This is a genomic window from Corallococcus exiguus (assembly GCF_009909105.1).
GTDB lineage: Bacteria > Myxococcota > Myxococcia > Myxococcales > Myxococcaceae > Corallococcus > Corallococcus exiguus.
This window is the reverse complement of the sequence record NZ_JAAAPK010000001.1, coordinates 882,420-902,073: the sequence shown is the minus strand read 5'-3', so window position 1 is coordinate 902,073 and position 19,654 is coordinate 882,420. Positions and strand designations below refer to the sequence as shown.

At 70.5% G+C, this 19,654-nt stretch carries 13 protein-coding genes; 6 read left to right on the top strand and 7 right to left on the bottom strand.

The genetic code is table 11. From position 1 onward, the window contains the following. Positions 1 to 117: 117 nt before the first annotated feature. Together GTZ93_RS03785 and GTZ93_RS03780 are read left to right on the top strand one after the other, a co-directional pair. Positions 118 to 3,282 (top strand): TonB-dependent receptor, encoded by a 3,165-nt coding sequence (locus GTZ93_RS03785; RefSeq protein WP_167547879.1) that lies wholly within the window; start codon positions 118 to 120, stop codon positions 3,280 to 3,282. Between the two features lie 40 nt (positions 3,283 to 3,322). After that, positions 3,323 to 4,075, top strand: coding sequence for a hypothetical protein (locus GTZ93_RS03780; RefSeq protein WP_257979289.1), 753 nt, complete (start codon positions 3,323 to 3,325; stop codon positions 4,073 to 4,075). Here GTZ93_RS03780 and GTZ93_RS03775 read toward each other — a convergent pair. Further along, entirely contained in the window at positions 4,047 to 4,760 is a 714-nt protein-coding gene (locus tag GTZ93_RS03775) for an HAD family hydrolase (RefSeq protein WP_120577663.1), read from the bottom strand. The genes GTZ93_RS03780 and GTZ93_RS03775 overlap by 29 nt on opposite strands. A 212-nt stretch (positions 4,761 to 4,972) precedes the next feature. Between GTZ93_RS03775 and GTZ93_RS03770 the strand changes: the two genes are divergently transcribed. The 4 genes from GTZ93_RS03770 (at position 4,973) to GTZ93_RS03755 (ending at position 8,022) form a co-directional block, all read left to right on the top strand. Next, a complete protein-coding gene (locus GTZ93_RS03770; protein WP_120577662.1) occupies positions 4,973 to 6,616 on the top strand; it encodes a sigma 54-interacting transcriptional regulator in 1,644 nt (547 codons plus the stop codon). A gap of 18 nt (positions 6,617 to 6,634) precedes the next feature. Beyond that, on the top strand, positions 6,635 to 7,006 hold the full coding sequence (locus GTZ93_RS03765) for a hypothetical protein (protein WP_257979438.1): 372 nt from the start codon (positions 6,635 to 6,637) through the stop codon (positions 7,004 to 7,006). A 141-nt stretch (positions 7,007 to 7,147) separates the two neighbouring features. After that, complete coding sequence (locus GTZ93_RS03760; RefSeq protein WP_257979439.1) at positions 7,148 to 7,525, top strand: hypothetical protein; 378 nt, start codon at positions 7,148 to 7,150, stop codon at positions 7,523 to 7,525. A 137-nt stretch (positions 7,526 to 7,662) separates the two neighbouring features. Next, positions 7,663 to 8,022 (top strand): hypothetical protein, encoded by a 360-nt coding sequence (locus GTZ93_RS03755; protein ID WP_139921953.1) that lies wholly within the window; start codon positions 7,663 to 7,665, stop codon positions 8,020 to 8,022. Between the two features lie 5 nt (positions 8,023 to 8,027). Here the strand turns inward: GTZ93_RS03755 and GTZ93_RS03750 are convergent, their stop codons facing one another. From GTZ93_RS03750 to GTZ93_RS03725, 6 genes are all read right to left on the bottom strand, one after another. Next, complete coding sequence (locus tag GTZ93_RS03750; RefSeq protein ID WP_139921955.1) at positions 8,028 to 11,570, bottom strand: serine/threonine-protein kinase; 3,543 nt, start codon at positions 11,568 to 11,570, stop codon at positions 8,028 to 8,030. Positions 11,571 to 11,692: 122 nt separating this feature from the next. Next, entirely contained in the window at positions 11,693 to 14,929 is a 3,237-nt protein-coding gene (locus tag GTZ93_RS03745; protein ID WP_167547803.1) for a DUF4215 domain-containing protein, read from the bottom strand. A 12-nt stretch (positions 14,930 to 14,941) separates the two neighbouring features. Continuing rightward, on the bottom strand, positions 14,942 to 16,711 hold the full coding sequence (locus GTZ93_RS03740) for an OmpA family protein (protein WP_139921957.1): 1,770 nt from the start codon (positions 16,709 to 16,711) through the stop codon (positions 14,942 to 14,944). A 222-nt stretch (positions 16,712 to 16,933) separates the two neighbouring features. Continuing rightward, a complete protein-coding gene (gene rnk / locus GTZ93_RS03735) occupies positions 16,934 to 17,350 on the bottom strand; it encodes a nucleoside diphosphate kinase regulator (protein ID WP_120576460.1) in 417 nt (138 codons plus the stop codon). A 363-nt stretch (positions 17,351 to 17,713) separates the two neighbouring features. Further along, a complete protein-coding gene (locus GTZ93_RS03730) occupies positions 17,714 to 18,295 on the bottom strand; it encodes an imm11 family protein (RefSeq protein WP_139916295.1) in 582 nt (193 codons plus the stop codon). A gap of 17 nt (positions 18,296 to 18,312) precedes the next feature. Then, positions 18,313 to 19,641 carry an AHH domain-containing protein gene (locus GTZ93_RS03725; protein WP_139916296.1) on the bottom strand — a complete coding sequence of 443 codons (1,329 nt, stop codon included), beginning with the start codon at positions 19,639 to 19,641 and terminating at the stop codon, positions 18,313 to 18,315. Positions 19,642 to 19,654 lie beyond the last annotated feature (13 nt).

Genomic DNA, 19,654 nt, shown 5'->3' with positions numbered 1-19,654 from the left:
AAGTCTTTTTGATTTGGGCTGGTGGATTTCTCGCGTTTTGAGACAGAGTTCGCCGCCTTCGCCGGGAGGGGCGCAGACGTGCTCAGACGAATCTGTTTCATCCGTGGGCTGTGGCTCATGGTCGTGTTGTGGGGCGCCGGGGCCTGGGCCCAGGGCAACTCGGTCATCACCGGGACCCTGACGAACACGCTCGACAAGAAGCCGCTGGTGGATGTCGTGGTCACCGCCACCTCGCCCCAGTTGCAGGGCGAGCGCACCGTGCTCTCCGACAAGAGCGGCCTGTACCGCATCCCCCAGCTTCCGCCGGGCACGTACACGCTGCGCTTCGAGGCCCAGGGCTATCAGCCCTATGCCCGCGACGGCATCCTGCTGCGCATCGACCGCACCATCCGCTTCAACGCGGAGCTGGCTCCGGACTCCCTGAGCTCCGACGTCGAGGTCGTCGGCTCGCCTCCGACCTTGGACGTGGGCTCCAGCGCCGCGGGCGTCACCGTGGACCAGGACTTCATCCGCAACATCGCCGTCATCCGCCCCGGCACCAAGGGCTCCGCGTCCCGCTCCTTTGAAGGCCTGGCCGAGCTGGCCCCCGGCGCCACCGAGGACCGCTACGGCGTGAGCATCAGCGGCAGCTCCTCACCTGAGAGCCAGTACGTCGTGGACGGCCTGTCCGTGAACGACCCCGGCGTGGGCACGCTGGGCACGCCCCTGTCCGTGGAGTTCGTGAAGGAGGTCAACATCATCACCGGCGGCTACATGCCGGAGTACGGCCGCTCCACTGGCGGCGTGCTCAACGTCGTCACCAAGTCCGGCTCCAACGAGTTCCACGGCTCCGTGTTCGCCAACTACGCGCCCGGCGCGTTCCAGACGTCCGGCAAGGAGATATTGCGCGAAGGCAGCGTCATCTCCGCGCAGGGCAGCGCCCACAACCTGGGCGACTTCGGCTTCGACCTGGGCGGCCCCCTCCTCAAGGACAAGCTCTGGTTCTACGTGGGCGTCGCGCCGTCCTTCAATCGCATCCAGGTGGACCGCCAGCTCAGCAGCTACGAGCTGTGCTCGGAGGTGGACCTCGAGAACGGCTGCTCCGCCGTGGGCGCGCGCCGCAAGGACCCCACCACCGGCTTCTCCCAGGTGAACCCCATCGAAGGCAGCCGCACCAGCCGCTTCGCCGACGAGCGCAGCGTGCAGTACCTGGGCAAGCTCACCTACAACTTCAACCCGGACCACAGCCTGTCCGTGTCCGCGTTCGGCACGCCGCGCTCCTCCGGCGGCAGCGGCAAGTACTCCTTCAGCGACGACGGCGAGCCGGAGGTGTGCACCAGCCTGTCGTGCACCGCCTTCGTGCAGGGCGCGTATGAAGCCATCGCCACCCGGCGCAGCAACAGCGCCATGGACATCGTCGCGAAGCAGGCGTCGTCCTTCTTCGACAAGAAGCTGCTCGTGGACGCGACGCTCGGCTGGCACCACCAGGCGGACTCCATCCTCCCGTCGGACGGCTCCGGCCTGGGCTCCGGCGAGGGCCTGTCCGCGAAGTCCAACATCGCCTGGCGCCGCACCCGCAACCCGGGGTTCCACACCATCAACGAGTTCGAGACGCTCCCATACGCGGACGCCTGCGGCACCACGCCCGAGGAGCAGCGGCTGCGTTGCCCCGTGGCGGCCTATTCCACCGGCGGCCCCGGCACCATCAGCATCCAGCGGCTGGACCGTGTGCAGGGCAAGGTGATGGGCACGTACCTGCTGGAGGCCCTGGGCCACCACATCCTCAAGGCGGGCGCGGACATCGAGCGGATGAGCTTCTACAACAAGCGCGCGCGCACCGGCCTCACGCCCTGGCAGGAGTGCACCGGCGGCGACTGCTTCTTCAGCCTCAACCAGTACGGCTACCTGCAGGGCCCGGACATCCCGGTGTTCCTGCCCAACAAGGAAGGCACCTCCACGTCCACCACCGTGGGCGGCTTCCTCCAGGACAGCTGGTCCGTCATGGACAAGGTCACCGTCAACGTGGGCCTGCGCTACGACGTGCAGACCATCTACGGCCTGGACGGCGAGGTGGGCCTGCACCTGCCCAACCAGTGGTCCCCGCGCCTGGGCGTCATCTACGACCCGACGCAGAGTGGCCGCGCCAAGCTCTTCGCCAACTACGCGCGCTTCTTCGAGAACGTCCCCCTGGACATGGCGGACCTGTCCTTCCCGCAGCAGCAGCTGCTGTCCGCCACCTACGACTCGCCCCCGTGCGTTCCCTCCCGTGAGGATTCGCTGCTCGGGGACTGCACCCAGAACGTCAACCGCCAGCCCATTGGCAACCGCGAGAGCCCCAACCAGCTGTGGGACGCGCAGGGCGGCGACCGCGTGCCGGTGGATCCCCAGATTCGCGCCCAGTCCGCGGACGAGTTCGTGCTGGGCGGTGAGTACGAGCTCTTCACCGCGAGCCGCCTGGGCGCCACGTACACCCGGCGCTACCTCAACGACGTCATCGAGGACATGAGCCGCGACGACGGCAGCACCTTCTTCCTGGGCAACCCGGGCAAGGGCTACTCCACGGACTTCCCGCTGGCCCGGCGCGAGTACGACGCGGTCAACCTCTACTTCCAGCGCGCCTTCACCAACGGGTGGCTGGCCCAGGGCAGCTACACCTGGTCCACCCTGCGCGGGAACTACTCCGGCCTGTTCCGCGCGGACACCGGCCAGCTGTCCCCCAACCTCACGCGCGACTTCGACCTGGTGTCGCTCACCGTCAACCGCGAGGGCCAGCTGCCCGGAGACCGCACGCATTCCTTCAAGGTGTTCGCCGCGAAGGAGCTGGTGCTGGGGCCGAGCACCAGCATCAACGTGGGCGGCAACTACCGGGCGCGCTCCGGCGCGCCGCTCAACTACCTGGGCGCGCACCCGCGCCGCAGCGGTTCGGAGACGTTCATCCTGCCGCGCGGCAGCGCGGGCCGGCTGCCCTGGGTGCACGGCGTGGACGGGCACGTGGGCCTCAACCAGCGGCTGGTGAAGGACTACGTCCTCACGGTGTCCCTGGACGTGTTCAACCTCTTCAACTTCCAGCAGTACACGGACGTGGACCAGACCTTCACCACCACGCGCGTGTACGCCATCGAGCAGGGCGGCAAGCCGGACGACCTCACCGCCTGCCTCACCCAGGACAACCCCAACTGCAAGGTCATCTCCACCGCCACGAACAAGCCCATTGGCGAGGCGGACATCAACCCCAACTTCAAGCGGCCCACCGCCTACCAGGCTCCGCGCTCCATCCGCCTGGGCGCGAAGCTCAGCTTCTAGGTCTTGAGCCATGAGGACTCCCGCGATGAAGTTTCGTTGGATGGCAGTGAGTGCAGGGCTCGCGGCGGCGGCCGTCGCCGTGGGTGCGTGCGGCAGCGAACCGGAGCCCGAGTGCGTCGTGGCTCGCGCCGTGTCGGACGGCTCCACCGGCTCGTTCGCCGCGACGTACCAGCTCAAGCCCGGGCAGAACCCGGACCTTGTCTGCGCGCAGCTGAAGCCAGAGCCGCTGGGGCTGCAGAAGTTCTTCAGCCCGGACCCGGCCGCGCCCGACACCGTGGGCGTGCGCAGCGCGCGGCTGGGCAAGTTGCTGGCGGACTTCGCGTCCCGGCTGACGGAGGACTCGAAGGCGACCGCCACCGCGGTGGGCCCCTTCGCCTCCGTGACGCCGGGGGCGGACCACTTCTGCTCGGTGCCGGATTTGACGCCCACGCGGCTGGAGGTGCCCGCTTCCACGGCGCCTGACGGCGGACCGCTGCCCGCGCAGGACTTCGGCTACGCGTGGAGCAACCTGCGCATCTACAACACGCCGGAGATTCCGGGCACGCAGTTCACCGCGGACCTCGTGTACTCGGAGAACGGCTGCAGCGCCGAGTACACCGTGAAGGGCATCTGGCCGGTGGTGAAGTGCCAGAACAGCGCCACGAAGCTGCCGGACGACGCGCTGTGCGACCCGTACGCGGACTACGACGCGGGCCGGCTGCGCGGCTCCGGCATCAACCCGCTGTTCCCCGTGAAGTGCGACCCGGACGCGCTCATCTGCGTGCTCACGGGTGAGGTGCCGTCGGCGCCGTGAAGCCGTGACTTCCGGGACGCAGCGCCTGCGGCAGGTCCCGGAAGTCCTTCACCAGCCAGTCCGGCCGCTCGCGCACCAGGACCTCGCGCGGAAACGACGTGGCGACGGCGACACACGCCGCGCCCGCGGCCCGCGCGGCTCGAAGCCCCGCCACCGCGTCCTCGAACACCACGCACGCGTGCGGCGGGACGCCCAGCGCGGCGGAGGCCTTGAGGTACACCTCGGGATCCGGCTTGCCCCGCGACACGTCCGTGGACGTCACGCGCACGGGGAACAGGTGCTCCAGCCCCACTCGCTCCAGGGCCCGCTCCGCGTTCTGGGCCAGGGCGCTCGTGCCCAGGGCCCAGGGCACGCCCGCCCGCTTCAAGGACATCAGGTAGGCGCCCACGCCGGGGACGGGGGACACCGGCTCGTGGTCGAGCAGCCGGTGGAAGGCCCGCTCCCGGTCGTCCGTGAGCACGGCCACCTGCTCGTCATCCAACTCCGCGCCGAACCACGCGCGCAGCGTCTCCCCGGCCCGCAGGCCGTTGGTGGCGAGCAGCTGCTCGCGCGTGGGCACGTAGCCCCGCTCGCGAGCGAACTCATCCCAGACGCGGTAGTGCAGTTCGGTCGTGTCGATGACGACGCCGTCCAGGTCGAAGAGGACGGCGCCGAAGACAGGGATGTTCGAGTTCGATGGAGTCATGAAGGTCGCGCTCCCTCTCGAAGAACCACACGGCACGCGCCACAAACCTATTCATTGGATGGGGCGCGGGCGTGGCTCCCGCTCCTACGGCCCGTGCCCACCATGCGAGCAGCCGTGGGGACGGGCCCCCGCCGGAGCAGGTAGGAGCGCGAAGGAACGCCGCCTGCCAGGCCCCGGGGCAGCCAGCCCGTTGTAGGCTGCCTGGGAGGTCCATGCCGCTCAAGAACCCCACGAACTTCTCCACGACCGCCGTCCGCACCCAGGGCACGCCCTCCCAGGCCGCCCAGGTGATGCCGGCGTTGACGCTCATTGGCCATGCCCAGCCCCAGCGCATCGGGGAGCGGCTGCTGCTGGACGGGTTGCTGTCCGGAGAGCGCGCGGTGGCCCTGTCCCGCAACGCACCGGACTTCAGCCGTCCGGGGGCGGTGCTGGCGTTGCCCCTGGGTGACCCCTTCCTCAGCCGGACTCCGGTGCGCTTCGAGGCGGGGACGGACGGCAGCGTGCGGCTGCGGGTGCCGGAGGGCGGGACGCCGGTGTGGGTGGGCAGTGAGCCGGTGCGCGGCGGGCGGGAGTTCCCCGCGCAGGCGCTGGTGGCGGGCGTGCCGCTGGTGCTCGCCGGGCGCGTGGCGCTGCTGCTGCACCAGGCCACCGTGCGCGGCGCCAGTGCCCAGACGGAGCTGGCGGGGCTGGGCATGGTGGGCGACAGCGAGGGCGTCGTCCGCGTGCGCGAGGACGTGCTCCGCGTGGCCGACCTCCTGGTCCCCGTGCTGGTGCGAGGCGAGACGGGCACGGGCAAGGAGCTGGTGGCGAGAGCGCTCCATGCGCGGAGCCCGCGCCGCGCCGGGCCCTTCGTCAGCGTCAACCTGGGCGCCCTGGCCAAGGACCTCATCGCCGCGGAGCTGTTCGGCGCGGTGCGGGGTGCGTTCACCGGCGCCGCGCGCGACCGGGAGGGTTTCTTCCGCGCGGCCCACGGCGGCACGCTCTTCCTGGACGAGGTGGCGGAGGCGCCCCCGGAGGTCCAGGCGGCGCTGCTGCGCGTGCTGGAGACCCAGGAGGTCTATCCCGTGGGGGCGCAGACCCCGGTGCGCGTGGACGTGCGGCTCGTCACCGCCACGGACGCGGACCTGGAGGCGCACATCCGCGACGGCCACTTCAAGGCCCCGCTGCTGCACCGGCTGGCGGGCTTCGAAATCACCGTGCCGCCGCTGCGCGAGCGCCGCGAGGACATCGCACCGCTGTTCCTCCACTTCGCGCGCCAGGAGCTGGAGTCCACGGGCGAGGCGGGGCGGCTGAGTTCCTCGGATGCGCGCGCGGAGCCGTGGCTGCCCGCGTCGCTCGCCGCGCGGCTGGTGCGCTCCGCGTGGCCCGGCAACGTGCGCCAGCTTCGCAACGTCGCGCGGCAGCTCGTGATTGGAAGCCGGGGGCTACCCGGGCTGCGCGTGGATGCGCGGCTGGAGCAGTCACTGGACGCCGACGCGCTCCCCATCCCCGGGCAACCCCTGACCGAGCGGTCGCCATCCCCTGCCTCGGAGGACACGCCCGCGCCTTCGGAGACGCGCGCACCCGCGCGGCGCAAGCCGTCGGAGGTGAGCGAGCAGGAGGTGCTGGAGGCCCTGCGCGCCTGTGCGTGGGACTTGAAGGCCACCGCGGACTGGCTGGGCATCCCGCGCTCCTCCGTGTACGTGCTCATCGACAAGAGCTCGCTCCTGCGGACCGCGCGCGACCTGAGCCCGGAGGAAATCACCCGCTGCTTCCACGAATGCGAGGGCGACCTGGACCGCATGGTGCAGAAGCTGGAGGTCTCCCGCCGCGCGCTCCATCGCCGCGTGCGTGAGCTGGGATTGGACGCGAGCTGAGCTGGTATGGCGTCTGCAATGGCCACGGAAACCATGCCCACCAACACCACCACCATCGACGTCTCCACGACCCCTGTCACCTACAGCCCCAGCCCCGATGTGAAGCACGGCGACAAGGTGGTCTTCACGTTGGGCAACGCGCTCAACGCCACCGCCACCATCACGTTCCCCGACGGTACCTGCCTCACCACGTCCGGCCCGTACACGCTCGGAGGCCCCACGATGGCGACCGCGCCCCTGACCGTCGCCCTGACGGCGGCTCGCGGGGTCTATTCCTTCGACGTGGACTTCAACAGCGGGCAGGAGTCCCTGGCCCGCAAGGGCCACGAGTGGGACCGGAAGAACGGCGGCATCGACGTGACCAGCGACCCGCCGGAGAAGCGCGCCTGACGGACGGACACGTCAGCTCCTGGACCGTGACGTGTCACTGACGCGTCCGGGAGCGCGTGACCGCTGTCGCAGCCGTGAAACATCCGAGCACGTATTCGAGACATGCATGTTGGTACAGGTGCTGCAATGCTGCGCGGACCTATGGCCAACATCACAGTCGACCTCTCCACGGTTCCCGTCACCTACAGCCCCGGTCCGGAAGTGAAACACGGTGACACGGTGGTCTTCTCGCTGGGCAGCTACCCTCCGGGCGCGACCGCCACCATCACGTTCCCGACCGGGAACTGCCTCACCGTTTCCGCCTCGAACCCGTACCCGTACGAGCTCGGAGGGACCCACGCGCTGGCGACCTCCCCGCTGACCGTCTCGATGACGGCGTTGAAGCGGGTCTACGAATTCGACGCGACCATCGACGATGGGTCGAGCACCCGGAGCGAGGACAAGGTCGATCCGCTCAAGCTGGACCGGAAGAACGGCGGCATCGACGTGACCAGCGACCCGCCGGAGGAGCGCGCCTAACCGACGGACACGTCAGCCCCGGACCGTGCCCTGTCATTGACGTGTCCGGGGTCCTGCCCCGTGTCGCGGCCGTGAAACATCCCAGCGGTGTTCACGGTCCGCGCACTGGTACAGGCGATGCAATGCAGTCCGGGCCTATGGCCCTCATGACAGTGACGCTCTCCCCCAAGGACATCACCTACGACCCGTCGCCGGAGGTGAAGCACGGCGACCTGGTGGTCTTCGTGATGGCTGGTTACGCGGCTGACGCCACCGCGCTCGTGTCGTTCCACCACGATGATTGCTTCACCGCGCGGAGCCCGTTCAAGCTGACCAGCGACAACGCGGCGCCCGTGCCGCTGACCGTCGCCCCCCACGCGAAGCGAGGGATGCATCCCTTCCAGGTGCGCATCCACACGCGAAGGGTCCAGGACGACAGCTCCATCGAGGGGCAATCGGACCGCAAGAACGGCGGCATCGACGTGACGAGCGATCCCCCGGAGGAGGCCCGCCGGTAGTCTCCTCAGGGCGTGGGTGCGTCGGCCACGTCCTCCGGGGCCGGGGGTCCGGCGCGAAGCGCTGCCAGTCCGTCCCGCACCTCGCGCGCCCGGCTCCATCGGGGACGGGCCGCCACCACCGCGTCAGCCAGCGCCAGTCCCCGCGTCAGCCCGGCCGCCGCGTCCTGCCCTTCACGGATGCGCCACCGCGCCCAGGCGCCGTGGAGCTCCGCCGCCGCGAGCCGGTACTCCAGCCTGGGGTCGAGCTTCAGCGCCTCCTCGAAGGCCTCCGCCGCGCGCGTGAACTCGCCGTCCGCCGCGCCGTGGCCCCGCGCCATCCAACGCGCACGGACGCCGGATGCCTCCGCCAGGTAGCGCCAGGCATTGCCCAGGCGCGGATTCTGCTCGCGGGCCCGGTTCAGCGCCGTCTCCGCCTTCGTCAGGTCCGCCGCCGGGTCTCGCGCCTGTGACAGCGTCCACGCCGCGTGGCGCACCCAGGCCTTGCCCAGGTTCGCCAGCAGGTCCGCGTCGTCCGGCAGCCGCTTCAGCGCCTCCGAGTAGTCGTCCACCGCGGCGCGCAGCGCGACGCTCGGGTCCTCGCCCTTCGCGAGCTGGAGCTCCGCGCGGAAGACCTCCCACTCGCCCAGGTTGTTGAAGGCGAAGCCCTGCGTGGGCGCCAGGGCGCGGGCCTTCTCGAAGGATGCCTTCGCCTCGTCGAGCAGGGCCTTCGTGTCGCCGCCCTCCTCCGCGCGCAGCTCCGCCTGCCAGAACACCGCGGAGCCCAGCGCGTTGTGGAGCGCGGGCTGCTTCGCGTTGAGCGCCAGCCCCTGCCGGTACAGCGTCAGGGCGCGCTCCAGGTCCACGCTCACGTCCTCGCCCTTCAGGTAGCGGGCTCGCGCGAGCTGCTCCGCCACCTCCGCGCCGTTGAAGCACGCGCTGAAGTTGTCCGGGTTGAGGGACAGGGCCCGCGTGAGCGCGCTGTTCGCGAGGCGCAGGTCGCCCATCGCATCCGGCGCGTTCCGGGCGTCCGCCCGCTTGCGGTACGCGACGCCCAGGTTGATCCACGAGAACGGCTGCTGCTCGCTCAGCTGGAGCGCCGCCTGGTACTCGGCGATGGCCTTGTCCAACAGAGGCAGCGGATCTCCGCCGCGCGCGGCCTCCGCGTCCGCCTGCCCCTGCCAGGTCAGGCCCAGGTTGGCGTGGAACGCGTAGTCGCGGTCCTCCGGGCGCAGCTGTTCGAAGGAGGCAATCGCGAGCTTCAGCTGTCCGCGCGGGTCCTCCCCGCGCAGCTGCTGGTAGCGCGCCCACTGGCGATGCGTCAGGGCCCGCTCCAGCGGGATGCGTTCGCTCGGCGTGGCCACGGCCTCCGCGGTGCGCAGCGCGGCCAGGGACTTCTCCAGCAGCGCCTCCACTCCCTCCCCGCCCTGGTTCGTGCGCTGCTCCGCGAGCCGGCGGTGGAAGCGCGACACCAGCACCAGCGAGCGGGCATGGTCCGGCGCGGCTGCGAGCGCGCGAGACAGCGCCTCCAGGCCCCGCTCGTAGTGCGGCAGGATGTTTCCCTCGCCGTACAGCTCCATCACCAGCGCGGCCAGCTCCAGCCGCCCCAGCACCGAGTGCACCACGGGCTGGCTCTCCGCGGTGGCGACAGCGGCGGCGTACGCCTCGCGGCTCAGCGCCAGGTCCGCCTGCGAACCCGCGCGGTCCCCGCCGTTCCAGCGCCGCGTGGCGCGTGCGAGCAGGATGTCGCCACGCAGCAGCGGCGCCTCGTAGAACCACGGCGACTGCGTGCCCGGCGCGTCCAGCAGCGCCAGCGCGTCCTCCGGCCGGTCCTCGTAGAAGGCGAACAGGGCCTTCACGAACGACGGCGGCGCGGGCACGTCCGGCCCCTCCGCCTGGCGCAGGTACGCGAGCGCCGGGTCGCGGTAGCGCCCGTTCAGCTCCTTGAGCCGGGCCTCGCGCTGCGCGGGGGCTCGGCGCTCCACGTCCAGCAGCAGCTGCTCGCGGTACAGGTGGCCCAGCGTCTGAGCCAGCGCCCAGGCCACGCGGGGCTCGCGGAAGCCGTGCGCCCACGCAGACTCCAGCTTCTCTCTCGCGCCGTCCAGGTCATCCAGCGCGAACAGGGCGCGGCCCAGCGCGTACTCGCCGGGGCCCACCGCCTGCTCGCCCGCGCGGGAAATCTCCTGCTCCAGCGCGGCCATGCTCGCGCGCAGCGCCTCGCGGTCCTTGCGCGTGTCGTGCAGACGCGACAGGGCGGAGTAGCGCGCCGAGGACTCGATGCGCTCCACGCGCTCGGTGAACGCTCGGGCCAGCCGCTCGCGTTCGGCCACCTCTCCGCGCGCGAGCTGCGCTTGCGTGAGCGCGCCGGCCACCACCGCCACCACCGTGCCACCCAGCGCCAGCGCCGCGCGGTGCTTGCGGACCTTCTTGCCCAGCCAGTAGCGCGCGCCATGGCGGGCTCGCACCGGCTCGCCGGACAGGAAGCGCTCCAGGTCGTCCGTGAAGGCGCGCACGGAGTCGTAGCGGAGCGGCCGCTCCTTCTCCAGGCACTTGAGAACGACGGCCTCCAGGTCCTCCGGGATGTCCGGCTCCAGCGCGCGCGGGCGCGGAGGCGGCTCCGTCTGGAGCTTCGCGAGCACCTCCTTCTCCGTCCCGCCGGTGAAGGGAGGCTGCCCGGTGAGCAGCGCATATAATGTAGCGCCCAGCGCGTAGACGTCCGCGCGGCGGTCCAGGCGGTGGCCTTCGCCGCGGGCCTGCTCGGGCGGCATGTAGTGCGGCGTGCCCAGCACCGCGTTCGGGGTGGTGCTGTCCTCGCGCCAGTCCCGCGCCAGGCCGAAGTCCATCACGAACGGGTGGAAGCCTCCGTCCTCCGTGCGCTCCACCAGGATGTTGCCGGGCTTCAGGTCTCGGTGGACCAGCCCCACGCGGTGCGCGGCGTGCACGCCCTCCGCGGCCTGGCACAGCACCCAGACGCGCTGCTCCAGTGTGAGCGAGTTGGAGAGCTGCCCCAGCGACGGGCCCTCCACGTAGCGCATGGCGATGAAGGCGTGGCCGCGCACCTCGCCCACTTCGTAGACCTCGCACACGCGCTCGTGGCGCACGCGGGCCTGGGCACGGGCCTCGGACAGGAAGCGGCGGGCCAGCTCCGGGTCCCCGTCGCGCACGAACTTGAGGGCCACGTTGCGGCGCAGGAGCGGGTCATAGGCCAGGAACACCTGCCCCATGCCGCCCTGCCCCAGGAAGCGCACGGGCTCGTAGCGGTCCCAGCCGGGCACCGGGAACGAGGGCACGCCATGCACGGCCAGCGAGGACGGAATCGCCGTGCCCAGCGTGGCGGCCTCCTGGATGGGCGCTTCACCCCGGTCCGTAACGCCGCGAGCCAGGTCCTGCCGCAAGAGGTCCAGGGTGTCCTCCGTCAGCCGGCCCCGCTCCTTCAACAGCTCCAGGGGCCTGCGGTGCAGGCGAAGGGCCTCCTCGCGCAGGGCCGCCGCCTCCTCGGAGGACAGCAGCCCCTCGTCCAGCGCGAGCAGGACCTCCTCCTCGTAAGACGCTTGATGACCTGCCCCGGGCACGGACGAAGCATACGGGGAAGGCAGGGGGACGCGGGAGCGCCGCCGGAAGGGCGCCATGAGAGGGAGCGAGGGGGCGCTCCCGGGAAGGGGGTAGGCCCTCCCCTCCGGCGGGCTCCGCGAGGCTATGCGGCGCGGCGCTGACGGCGGCGCAGCCCCGGCACTCCCATCAGGCCCAGGAGGGCCAGCCAGGAGGCATCCGGCGCGGTGCTGCACCCGCCGCCCGCGAAGGCGCGCGTGTTCACCACCGTCCAGGTGTACTCCGCCGGGGTCGCATCCGTGTTGCCGCTGCCATCCACCGCGCGGACGCGCAGGACGTGGTCCCCGCTGCCGACGGTGTAGCTGTCACGGCACGGGCCCCAGGCGCCACCGTCGAGGCTGCACTCGAACGTGGAGCCCACTTCCGTGGAGGCGTACTCGAAGTCCGCCGTGCGGTCGGAGGTGGTCGGCGCCGGGCCCTTCACGATGGACGTGTCCGGGGCCTGGTTGTCCAGCACCACGCTGTCCACCACGAAGGGGACGGTGGCGGACGGAGGGCTGGTGATGCCCGCGGGCGATTCGGCCGTGGCCGTCACGCTGTGCGGGCCGTCCGTCAGCGGCGTCGTGGGCACGCAGCTCCACTTGCCGGCCGCGTCCACGGTGGCGGTGCAGATGACGGTCGTGCCTTCACGCACCGTCACCAGCGCGCCGGGCTCGCCGGTGCCGGTGATGGCGGGCGTGCCGGTGGTGACAGTGGTGTTCGCCTCGGGGCCGGTGATGACCGGGGCCGGGACCTCCGTGTCCACGATGAAGGGGACGGCGGTGGACGGGGGGCTGGTGGTGCTCGTGGACGTCTCGGCCGTGGCCGTCACGTTGTGCGGGCCATCCACCAGCGGCGCCGTGGGCGTGCAGGTCCAGTTGCCGGCCGCGTCGGCGGTGGCGGTGCAGACCACGGTGCCGCCCTCACGCACCGTCACCTGCGCGTTGGGCACGCTGGTACCGGTGATGGGAGGCGTGCCGGTGGTCACGGTGGAGTTCGCCGTGGGGCCGGTGATGACCGGGGCCGGCGTCACGGGCTGGGGCTCCTGCGCCACGCACAACTGGGTGGACAGGTCGCAGTACGCCTCGCAGACGTTGGACGCGTTGCACGCCTGGCCCACCTCCAGCAGGCAGCGCGGCGAGCAGGTGTCTCCGCCCACCAGGTTGCCGTCGTCGCACACCTCGGCGCCCGCGCGGATGCCGTCGCCGCAGGTGGTGCCGCAGGCGCTGGGCGCGCCGTTGCAGCTGTAGCCCGGCTCCACGGCGCAGGTGGCGTTGCAGCCGTCGCCGCTGGCCGCGTTGCCGTCGTCGCACGACTCGCCCACGTCCACCGTGCCGTTGCCGCAGGTGTTGAAGCACACGTTGCCAGGGGCGGGGCAGCTCCAGCCCGGCTCCACGGCGCAGGTGGCGTTGCAGCCGTCGCCGCTGGCCGCGTTGCCGTCGTCGCACGCCTCGGCGCCCGCGCGGATGCCGTCGCCGCAGAGGGTGGCGCAGGTGCTGGGCTGACCCGAGCAGCTGTAGCCCGGCTCCACGCGGCAGCCATTGGAGCAGCCGTCGCCGGACGACTGGTCCGCGTCGTCGCACGTCTCGTTCGGATCCAGGGCGCCATTGCCGCACGACTGGACGCACACGGAGGGGCCGTTGGACGGCGTGGAGCAGGCATAGCCGCCCTCCACGCGGCACTCGGTGGCGCAGCCGTCACCGGACGCGAGGTTGCCGTCGTCGCACTGCTCGCCCGGGTCCATGTTGCCGTTGCCGCACGTCTTCGCGCAGGGCTGGCCCGGCGTGGCGCAGGCATAGCCCAGCTCCAGGGTGCAGGCGTTGGAGCAGCCATCGTTCAGGTTCGTGTTGCCGTCGTCGCACAGCTCACCGGCGTTGAGCACGCCGTTGCCGCACAGCGGGGCGCAGACGGACGGGGCGCCGTTGCAGGAGTAGCCCGTCTCGATGCGGCACGCCGCGGAGCAGCCGTCGGAGCTGAACACGTTGCCGTCGTCGCACTGCTCTCCCGCGTTGATGGTGCCGTTGCCGCAGGTGGCCGCGCAAACCTGGCCCGGCGTAGGGCAGGCGTAGCCGTCCTCCACGCGGCAGCTGGCGTTGCAGCCGTCGTTCGCGGCGGTGTTGCCGTCGTCGCACTGCTCACCGGGGTTCAGGTTGCCGTTGCCGCACGTCTTGGCGCAGGTGCTGGGCGCGCCGGCGCAGCCATAGCCGGACTCGATGCCACAGGTGGCGTTGCAGCCGTCGCCCGCCGTGGTGTTGCCGTCGTCGCACTCCTCGCGCGGGGAGACGGCGCCGTCACCGCAGCGGTCGTCGTAGGCGTCCACGAAGAGGTAGCGGAAGGCGTTCGGCGGGCTGGCCTCGTTCTCGTTGCACAGCTCGATGCGGTTGAGGCCCGCGTGCCAGGCCGCGTTGGTGCCGAACTCGCGGAAGATGTTCTTCTGCCAGGGCTGGCCGGGCGGGTCGTTCACGGTGACGGGCGAGATGGCCACGCCGTTCACCTTCGCGCCGTCGAACTGGTTGTCATTGAAGGTGGCCAGGCGCAGGCGGAACTGCGCGATGTTGGTCGTCGAGGGGATGAGGAAGTCCTGGTACACGCACGTCTGCAGGCCCTGGGGCGCCATGAAGCGCGCGGTCTGCATCTCCAGCGGCCAGTCGTTGGCGTTGCGCACGCCGGTGTCCGCGCCGGTGGTGGTGCCGGAGTAGAACCAGTGCGTATCCACCGCGCCCGTGGGCAGGCGGCGGTTCTGCGCGTCCACGCCGGTGTTGAACACCGCCACACCCGCCCTCACGCAGCGGCTGGGGCTGCCCGCGCAGGCGAAGCCGGGCTCCACTTCGCACTGGAGGCTGCAGCCGTCGCCCTCGAAGCGGTTGCCGTCGTCGCAGATCTCCTGCGCGTAGGACGGGTACTGGCGGTTGTCGAACACGCCGTTGCCACACAGCGACAAATCACACGTGGCCGAACAGCCGTTGCTGCCGCTGGCGGTGTCGCCGTCGTCGCACAGCTCGCCGGTGTTCACCACGTTGTTGCCACACAGGCTCGCCAACGAGCACGCGCTGCCGGGCACGTTGCACAGGTAGCCCGCCTCCACGGTGCCGGTGGACGAACAGCCGTCCCCGCTCACCGTGTTGCCGTCGTCGCACTGCTCGCCGGGCTGGAGCTTGCCGTCACCCACGAGCGCGGACGCCTGGCTCGTGAGCACGGGTTCGGAGGCAGCGGGCCGCGGCGTGGCGGACTCGCAGCCAGCAAGGAGGAACAGCGAACACAGGGCCAGCGCGTGGAAGCCCGCGCCCAGCGCCATCCGGGGTGAATCTCCCCGGACAAGGGAATGCATCAGGGTCTTGAACATGAACGGTCTGCCTTACTTCCGAAGGGTGTCGGGGGAAGAGGAGGAGGCCGGCGTCGTCTGCACGCCCTCGGCCTCTCCGACGATCTTGAACTCGACGCGGCGGTTCTTCGCGCGGCCGTCCGCCTTCGCGTTGTCCGCGATGGGTTGCGTGGGCCCGAAGCCCTGCGCCACCAACCGCTCGCGCTGCACGCCCTTGCTCACGAGGTAGTCCACCACCGCCTCGGCGCGCTTCTGGGACAGCTCCAGGTTGTAGGAGGCCTTGCCGGTGTTGTCGGTGTGGCCTTCCACGCGCACCTTCTCGATGTCCGGATGGGACACGAGGATGGACGCGACCTTGTCGAGCACCGCGTTGCTGCGCTTCTGGATGACGGCCTTGTTGTTCTCGAAGAACACGGCCTCCATGATGCGGATGCTGCCGGAGTCGATGCGCGCGACGGGCGCCTCCTTGCAGCCGCCGTTGGCCTCGGTGCCGGGCTCGTCCGGGCAGTTGTCCAGGCGGTCCACGATGCCGTCGCCGTCACGGTCGGGCTCCACGTCCGGGCAGCCGTCCTTGTCCTTGTAGCTGTTGAACGTCTCCGGCTCCTTCGGGCACTGGTCCTTGGAGTCCACGATGCCGTCCCCGTCGGAGTCAGGGTCGTCCGGGCAGCCGTCCTCGTCCTCGAAGCCGTTCTTGTTCTCCGCCTGCGTGGGGCACTTGTCCGCCAGGTTGGGGATGCCGTCCTGGTCGTCGTCCTTGTCCGGGCAGCCCTGGAGCTGCGCCAGGCCGGCCGTCGTGGGGCACTGGTCGTCGCTGTTCTTCACGCCGTCGCCGTCGGCATCCAGGTCGGGACACTCGGCGGCCACGTGGGGCTGGCCCGCGATACAGACGGGGCCCTTGGGCGCGGGAGGCGTGCCGAAGGACACACCGGCGAGCACGCGGAAGCGCGGCGTGCCGGGCGTCTGGCCAAAGCCCGGGCCGCCCATGACGTACACCTCGGTGCCGTCAGCGGTGGGGACGCGCAGGCCCAGGAGCGCTTCCATCGAGCTGGGCGAGTCCTGGGTGGGAATGGTGCCGCGCAGGATGACTTCTTCGCGCAGGCCCCAGAGGGCGGCGGACAGGTTGACGCCGCCGTTCACCTCCACGCCCATCTCGTCGAGGTAGGGCTGCGTCTGCGGCGTCAGCGCGTACGTCTTCGTGCGCACGAGCGCGCCGACGTCCGCGCCCACGCGGAAGGTGCCGCCCAGCTGCTTGCCGGCGCCCAGGCGCGGGGAGAAGGTGAAGCCCTCGTCACGGGTGAGGGCGGCCTTGCTGCCCAGGGGCAGGGCCGCGGCCAGGTGCAGACCCAGGTCCATCGGTCCGCCCCGGCTCTCGGAGAGGAAGCCCACGCGCGCCTGGACCCACGGCGTGCCGAGCGCGCTGGTGGTGGGACGGGACACGCCATTCGACGCGGTCTCCGGGCCCCACTGGGCGACGATGGGCACCTGCGCGCCCAATTCCAGCCAGTTCGTGAGGGAGTACGCCGCGGTGATGTGCGTCGTCACGCGGTTGGAGATGATGTCGGCCTGCCGCTCGTCGTTCTCCACCAGGACGAGGGGCCGGTTCTCGTAGTGCGCCGTCAACCCGATGCGGAACTGACCCGCGGGGAGCAGGTCACCGGTGGACAGCACGAGGCTGTCACGCATGGCGGGGTTGAGCTGCAGGCGCTCCAGTTCGATGCCCGGAATGGTGCTCTGGGCCTGGGCGCTGAAGGCGCAAAGGACGGCCAGTCCTCCGAGCCTTAGGTGATGCCTTCGTGCGAACAAGCGTTCCTCCACATGCACACGCGGACGCAAGAGCGTCGCGCGTCCCTTCGCCAGGCGAGGGGTACGCGGACGAGTGCATGCCAGGGGCCAGGAGGTGTCAGGAAGACAACGTCCAGCAATCGCGCGGGGATGCGGCGGGGGGGCCGGCCTCCCCGGGGTGGGAATGACGCGTCAGCGCGGGACGCGGACACGGCGCTGACGCGTCATGGGAGGACGCGGGGCCTACAGGTGGAAGTGACCGGCGGCCTCCGGCTGGTAGGGCACGGCGATGATGCGCAGGCGGCGGGTGCGGCCCTGGGGGAGGGGCCACTCCACGGTCTGGCCCACGGACAGGCCCAGGAGGGCGCTGCCCACGGGGGCGAGGATGGAGATGCGGCCGGCGTCGCTGTTGGCGTCCTTGGGATAGACGAGCGTGACTTCGCGCGTCTCGCCGGCCTCTTCGTCTTCATAGACGACGGTGCTGTTCATGGTGACGACGTCGCGGGGAATGGTGCTGGAGGACGTGACGACGGCGCGGGCGAGCTCGGACTCCAGCTGCTCCACGAGCTCGGCGTTGCGAGCGTTGCCGTATTGTTCGACGACGCGCTCCAGGCGCTGCAGGTCGGTGTCGGTGACAATGAGGGAGTGGTCGTGGGTCATGGCGGTTGCCTCCTGTGGGAAGGGGGATGGGGACGGCATGCACACCTGGAAAGGTGGGCGTGCGTGGCGCGAAGGTTCAGTGGGGGTGGAGCGGACGCCGTCCGTCGTGAGCTACGCGAGACGGGCGGCGTGGGTGACAAGCCAGGCGGTGGCTCGGCCGTGCGCGGGCAGCGTCCGGCGCACGGAAATCCGGCGCGGAGCACGCTGCAGGCAGGCTGTGAGCGAAACCGTCATCTGACGAGGAACCCGGGGGTTGCGACTGCGGTGAAGTGCTGAATGTAGCCGTGTGCGCCCTGATTGCAACCGAGCCTCGGAAACAAGCGGCCTGGCGGACAGTCGCCGTGACGCACGGAGGCGCGGAAATCAGCGGAGCGGGGACACGTCCTTGAACTGAACACCCGTGGCGCCAATCGATTCCAGCGCGAGCTTGATGTCCTCGGGGACGACGAGGACCACTTCCCAGTGCAGGGGCCGGAAGACCCTCGCGCTACCGAGCCGTGTGGTGTCGATGCGCATGCCCCACACGGAGAGATAGGTGCCTACCTTCTCCGTCAGCCCATCCTTGGGCATCCAGTACCGTGCTTCCTCCGAAGCCTCATCGTCGATGCAGTTCACGCGGCGGATGGCGTTCAGGATGAAGAAGTCGTCGGACTGGCCCTCGATGTCCACGGGGAAGAGCTGGACGTCGTTCGGGGCCAGTTGCTCGAAGATGGCGGCCACCCGCGAGGTGACCACCGGAGTGCTGAACGCCGCGTGGGAGTAGTCGAGTGCGTTGCCTGGGATCTCCACCGGGACCCGCAGGCTCCCTTCCCACGAGCTTGGTCGGCCCATCCGGAACTGCCAGGAGTCCTCAAGGTCCCGCCCTTGGGCGTCCTCTGGATGCCCCAGTTCCCAGCGGCCCTCAATGTACACGTCATCAGCGAGTTCGAAATATCGCAAGGACATGGGTCGGGTTCCTGCACTCACTCCGTGCGGGTCACCAGCTTGTTGAGGAAGCTGCCCTTCTGGACGATTTCACTCGCCAGAGCGCGCAGCGCACCTTTCAACGCCTCTCGGCATTGGTCGATGGTTTTGCAGGTCGCCGTTGCCTGTTCAAGCCGTTGATGGACTCTTTCATGGTACTCACGAGGATGCGGACCTCGGTGGCCGGGAACGTCCACCTGATTCTCGGGATCATTCAGTGACATCCCGCCCTTGTCGAAGATCCGCTGGTATCGCGGAGTCCAAGGCCCACCGTTCGCGGTGGACGTGCTGAACTTGTCGGATGCGATGTGGTGCTTCGGCCCCGGCACCTCCACGGGCCCGCCAGTCGCCACCGCACCCGGCGCCAGGGTGAGCAGGATGTCACCCGTCGTGGATACGGCGATGGACTCCACCTGAGCGACCGCGCCCAACCGGAAGCCACCCTCCGCCACGCCCACGAGTGACGCCTGCGCCGAACCGGGCAACGTGGGCACCTTCGCGGCCAGTGTCTCCGCCGTGCTGCCCAGCGCCGCCGTGGCCAGCATCACGAAGGCCCGCGCGGCGTTCTGGCCCATCACCTCGCCGTACTGCTCTCCCGCGTCCCGAAGCTCATCGAAGGTCGTGGCCTCCGACACCGCGTCCGCGAGCCGCATCCAGCCCTGGATGAGGCTCCACACCGTGTCGACGCCCAGGTAGGCGATGAGCACCGCCGTCATCGTCGCCGCGACACCCTTGGACACGGGCTCCGGCAACAGCCACAAGCCCAGATACAAGGCGCCAGTCGTGACAATCATGGAGAGCACCGCCCCGCGATCCGTCATGCCCCGCAGCGCGTCCTCCGTCTCGTCCCACACCGAGTCCAACGCGATGGAGAAGGCGAGCGTGCGCTTGCCGTCCTCGTCCAACGTGGGCCCTCGCTCCAGCAGGTGGAGACAATCGCCAGCGAGCGCCTTGCTCTTGCACCATCGGCCATAGGCCGCCGCCAGCTCCGCCTCCGGTGCATCGTTGAGTCGGAGGCGTCCGCGCCCAGGTTCGTGCACGGAGATGAGCCCCAGGTGTCCACGCACGTGGGCATAGGGGCGTGACGGAAGCGAAGCTGCCAGCAGCCGGCGGGCCGCCTCCATGGGGTACGAGGAAACAGGCGCGGTGCGTGCGAGCCCCGCGACCGCGGACACGAAGGCGTCTTCGTCCAGCGCCACGGGCCGGACGTCCCGCTGCGGCGTGTGGACACGGGTGGGTCCTCGGCCCGTACCGAGCCGCACGTTTCGGGACGCCGCACAGCCGGTCCCCACGAGCAGCATCCACGCGATGACGGTTGCGTGCGTCATCCGGACAGTGACA